Origin of the sequence: Stenotrophomonas sp. PS02301 (genome assembly GCF_029959485.1) — a bacterium.
GTDB classification, from domain to species: Bacteria; Pseudomonadota; Gammaproteobacteria; order Xanthomonadales; family Xanthomonadaceae; genus Stenotrophomonas; species Stenotrophomonas maltophilia_Z.
This window is the reverse complement of sequence record NZ_JASCOO010000164.1, coordinates 1-4,704: the sequence shown is the minus strand read 5'-3', so window position 1 is coordinate 4,704 and position 4,704 is coordinate 1. Positions and strand designations below refer to the sequence as shown.

The window sequence follows — 4,704 nt, the reverse complement described above, 5'->3', positions numbered from 1 at the left end:
GGGGCGGGACGCGCCGTAAACCCATCCCTGGGGGCTCGTGGGCGCCATCCATGGCGCCCTGACGGTCCCGCCCCTCCACACCCGCCATCCCTTCGACAGTGCGTCGGTGGCCTGCCAAACAGCGGTAGCCCACGACCGTTGGTCGTGGCGCTTAAGCGAGCAACCCCGCCGGCAGCTGCATCGTGATGCAGTGCAGGCTGCCGTTCTGCCAGATCAGCGAACGGCACGGCACCGGCACGATCTCGCGGTCCGGATAAGCCTGGGCCAACACCGCACGCGCCGCTTCGTCGGCCGCATCGCCGTAGGCCGGCATCAGCACCGCGCCGTTGAGGATCAGGTAATTCGCGTAGGAAGCCGCCAGGCGGCGGCCTTCGTCGATTACCGGCTGCGCCCACGGCAGCGGGAACAGGCGGTACGGCTGGCCGTCGGTCGTACGCAGCGCCGCCAGCTCGGCACCCATCGCCTGCAGTTCGGCGTAGTGCGAATCGCCGGCGTCATCGCAGGCCTGGTAGACGATGCTGTCGGTCGAGGCGAAGCGGGCCAGGGTATCGATGTGGGCGTCGGTGTCGTCGCCTTCCAGATAGCCATGGTCCAGCCACAGCACACGGTCCTGGGCCAGCCAGGTAGCCAGGTCGGCGCTGAGCGATTCGCGGCTGCGGTCCGGATGACGCTCGTGCAGGCACTGCCAGGTGGTCAGCAGGGTGCCGGCGCCGTCGGTCTCGATGCCGCCGCCTTCCAGCGCGAACGGAATGCTCTGCAGTTCGGCGTTTGCGAAGGTGCCGGCCGCGTGCAGCACACCCACCAGCTGGTCATCCAGGCTGGCGTCGAACTTGCCGCCCCAGCCGGTGAAGCGGAAGTCCAGCAGGCGGAAGCCGCCATCGGCACGCTTGAGCGTGATCGGGCCGGAGTCGCGCAGCCAGGTGTCGTCGTACTGAGCGGTCACGAACCGCACGCGGTCCGTGTCGATCCGGTTCGAACGCAGGCGCGCATCGGCGTACGCCTCCAGGTCGTCGTCGGCGACGATGATCACCACCGGCTGGAAGCGGGTGATGGCCGCGACGAGCGCGATGTAGGTGTCCTCGACGTCACCCAGGCGGTCGGCCCAGTCGGTGTCGGCGTGGGGCCAGGCGATCAGGATGGCGGACTGGGATTCCCATTCGGCCGGAAAGCGGAGCGTGTCGTTCATGATCTCAGTGCGATGGCCCGCCGGCTGGCGGGCAAAGGGAAAGGGGTCAGCGGATCGGCGGTTTCGGCCCGATCTCGTTGGCGTCGGCGCGGTTGGCGACCACGTCGATCACCTTCTGCTTTTCGAAGTACACGGTGAACTGCGGGTAGACCCAGCGGTTGATCGTGGGCCACTGGCGCTTCTGCCCGCCGCGCGGATCCAGGCGCTCGCCCGGCTCGCCGAACTGGGCCTGGACCTGCTGCATGCTCTGGCCGCGGACGGGCAGGGCGACGGCGGGCTTTTCACGGCTGCGGTCGATCAGCAGGGTGTCGGCGTGGGCATTGGAAACGGCCAGCACGGCCAGCAACGGCAAAGTGGTCAGGTAACGCTTCATCTCGATCTACTCCCCAGTGGTCAAGAATGCGGAAGGTCCCACGGCCAACGGTCGTGAGCTACCCGGCGATTACACCAAAAATGGCAGCAAAAAGCCGCCCGGAGGCGGCTTTTTGTTCATCACCCGGTCCGGCGAGGGACCGATGGCGGCCGTGAGGCCGGCCGGCTCAGCGCTGGCGAGCCTTGAAGCGCGGGTTCGACTTGCAGATCACGAAGATCTTGCCGCGGCGACGGACGACCTTGCAGTCGCGGTGACGGGTCTTGGCCGACTTCAGGGAAGACAGGACTTTCATTGCATACCTCGGCGTAAACGTTGGATTCGGTTGGAGCGCGGCCGCGATATGCAGATGACAATCGGCAGGTGACGCCCGTTCAAGCCCGCCATTCTACCGGGCTTTTCCCCATCCTTTCAAGTGGTTGGGCCAAAAAAGTCTCAAGCCGCCCCGGGCAGGGGCTAGAATGGGCGGTCACATCTACCGGGAAACCCATGAATCAGCTTCCATCCGTGCTCACCATCGACGGTCCTTCCGGGGCCGGCAAAGGCACTGTCAGCCGCATTGTCGCACGCCGCCTGGGCTGGCATTACCTGGATTCGGGCGCCCTGTACCGGGCGGTGGGCGTGGCCGCCAGTTGGGCTGATATCGATACCTCCGACGCCTCGGCGCTGGTGCGCTGCACCTTCGACACCCACGTGCGCTTCGTGGAATCGGCCGATGGCGGGCTGCGGGTGCTGGTCAACGAGACCGATGCCACCGACGAGCTGCGCCTGGAGACCACCGGGGCGCTGGCCTCGGCCATTGCCGCCATCCCGGAGGTCCGGGCGGCGCTGAAAGAGCGCCAACGCGCATTCAGGATGGAGCCGGGCCTGGTCGCCGACGGACGGGACATGGGCACGGTCATCTTCCCGGACGCCCCATTCAAGGTGTTTTTGACCGCCAGCGCCGAGGAACGGGCCGAGCGGCGGCATAAGCAGTTGAAAGACAAGGGTGTTTCGGTTAACTTTGACGACCTCCTGCGCGAGATCATGGCCCGCGACGCCCGTGATGCACAGCGCACAGTGGCGCCCCTGAAGCCGGCAGACGATGCCGTCGTCATCGACACCAGTGGTATTGGCATCGACGCTGTCGTTGCCAAGGTATTGGATCTGCTTCCGGTTTCGGGTGCCTGATCCGTTGTAAAGGAGGGCCGTCAATCCATCGACGGTGTCGCACCATCGCAAGGCAACAAAAGCTCCGTCCCGCAATGATGCGTGGCGGTTTTCCTACTTAACACACGACCTGCGTTACCGGGGTCGACCAACAGGCGGGCAGTAAGCGGTTCCCTTCGGGGGCCAATGCCCATGTGTCCAACAGAGTAAATCTAATGACCGAATCATTTGCAGAGCTGTTCGAAGCCAGTCAGGCCAATCTGGCCAAGCTGAAGCCGGGCTCGATCGTCAGCGGTGTCGTTGTTGAAGTCCGCGGCGATGTCGTGGTGATCAACGCCGGCCTGAAGTCCGAAGGCATCGTGCCGATCGAACAGTTCCGTAACGACGCTGGCGAGATCGATGTCGCTGAAGGCGACGTCGTCAAGGTTGCCCTCGATTCCATCGAGAACGGCTTCGGTGAAACCGTTCTGTCGCGTGAGAAAGCCAAGCGCGCGATGGTGTGGGACGAGCTGGAAGAAGCGTTGGAAAAGAACGAAACCATCACCGGCCGCATCAGCGGCAAGGTCAAGGGTGGTTTCACCGTGGACATCAAGGATGTCCGCGCGTTCCTGCCCGGTTCGCTGGTGGATGTGCGCCCCGTGCGCGACCCGGCCTACCTGGAAGGCAAGGAGCTGGAATTCAAGCTCATCAAGCTGGACCGCAAGCGTAACAACGTCGTTGTGTCCCGTCGTGCAGTCGTCGAAAGCGAGCATTCGGAAGAGCGCGAGCAGCTGATGGACAAGCTGCAGGAAGGCGCGATCCTGAAGGGTGTCGTCAAGAACCTGACCGATTACGGCGCATTCGTGGACCTGGGCGGTATCGACGGCCTGCTGCACATCACCGACATGGCCTGGAAGCGCGTGCGCCATCCGTCCGAAGTCGTGAACGTCGGCGACGAGCTGGACGTGCGCGTGCTGAAGTTCGACCGCGAGCGCAACCGCGTTTCGCTGGGTCTGAAGCAGCTGGGCGAGGATCCGTGGGACAACATCGCCCGTCGTTACCCGGCCAACAGCCGCGTCTTCGGCAAGGTCTCCAACGTCACCGATTACGGCGCATTCGTCGAGATCGAGCCGGGCGTCGAAGGTCTGGTGCACGTGTCGGAAATGGATTGGACCAACAAGAACGTCAACCCGTCCAAGGTTGTGCAGGTCGGTGACGAAGTTGAAGTCATGGTCCTGGACGTCGACGAGGAGCGTCGCCGCATCTCGCTGGGCATGAAGCAGGTTGCCGCCAATCCGTGGGAAACCTTCGCTGCCATCCACAAGAAGGGCGACAAGGTGTCGGGCCAGATCAAGTCGATCACCGACTTCGGCATCTTCATCGGCCTGGACGGCGGTATCGATGGCCTGGTGCACCTGTCCGACATCAGCTGGAACACCACCGGCGAAGACGTGGTCCGCAACTACAAGAAGGGCGACAACCTGGACGCCGTCGTCCTGGCCGTCGATCCGGAGCGCGAGCGCATCAGCCTGGGCGTCAAGCAGCTGGAGCAGGATCCGTTCGGTCAGTACATGGCGGCCAACCCGAAGGGTTCCAAGGTCGAAGGCGTGGTCAAGGAAGTGGACGCCAAGGGCGCTACCATCGAACTGGCTGACGGCATCGAAGGCTACGTGGCCGCTCGCGACGTTGCGAACGAGCGCGTGGACGACGCGACCCAGTTCCTGAAGGTCGGCGACAAGGTGGAAGCCAAGTTCGTGGGCATGGATCGCAAGGGTCGTACCCTGCAGCTGTCGATCAAGGCCAAGGACGACGCGGAAATGCGCGAAGTGCTGGAGGAATACCAGTCCTCTTCGGCCTCGAGCGGCACCACCCAGCTCGGCGCGCTGCTGCGTGCACAGCTGAACGGCAACAAGTCCGAGTAATCGGTCTGTCGCTGTCGTAGTTTCCTGGGCGGCCCGGACATCAGTCCGGGCCGTTTCAGGGTCTGAGTTCCTCCCCAAGAGCCCGTAATGACCAAATC

General features: G+C 64.1%; 5 protein-coding genes. 2 read left to right on the top strand and 3 right to left on the bottom strand.

Annotation, left to right across the window (positions count from 1 at the left end; genetic code table 11):
• Positions 1-151 precede the first annotated feature (151 nt).
• From QMX81_RS20430 to ykgO, 3 genes are all read right to left on the bottom strand, one after another.
• On the bottom strand, positions 152-1,186 hold the full coding sequence (locus tag QMX81_RS20430; RefSeq protein WP_121042132.1) for an agmatine deiminase family protein: 1,035 nt from the start codon (positions 1,184-1,186) through the stop codon (positions 152-154).
• 46 nt (positions 1,187-1,232) lie between these two features.
• The gene (locus tag QMX81_RS20425; RefSeq protein ID WP_121042134.1) at positions 1,233-1,559 is read right to left on the bottom strand and encodes a hypothetical protein; all 327 of its coding nucleotides are present in this window, start codon (positions 1,557-1,559) and stop codon (positions 1,233-1,235) included.
• A gap of 166 nt (positions 1,560-1,725) precedes the next feature.
• Positions 1,726-1,851, bottom strand: a complete 126-nt coding sequence (gene ykgO, locus QMX81_RS20420) for a type B 50S ribosomal protein L36 (protein ID WP_057628212.1) — start codon at positions 1,849-1,851, stop codon at positions 1,726-1,728.
• A gap of 194 nt (positions 1,852-2,045) precedes the next feature.
• Here ykgO and cmk point away from each other — a divergent pair, with 194 nt between their 5' ends.
• Together cmk and rpsA are read left to right on the top strand one after the other, a co-directional pair.
• Positions 2,046-2,726 (top strand): (d)CMP kinase, encoded by a 681-nt coding sequence (gene cmk, locus QMX81_RS20415; protein ID WP_046273768.1) that lies wholly within the window; start codon positions 2,046-2,048, stop codon positions 2,724-2,726.
• Positions 2,727-2,920: 194 nt separating this feature from the next.
• Positions 2,921-4,606: a 30S ribosomal protein S1 gene (rpsA, locus tag QMX81_RS20410; protein WP_121042136.1), complete on the top strand. Its 1,686-nt coding sequence runs from the start codon at positions 2,921-2,923 to the stop codon at positions 4,604-4,606.
• Positions 4,607-4,704 lie beyond the last annotated feature (98 nt).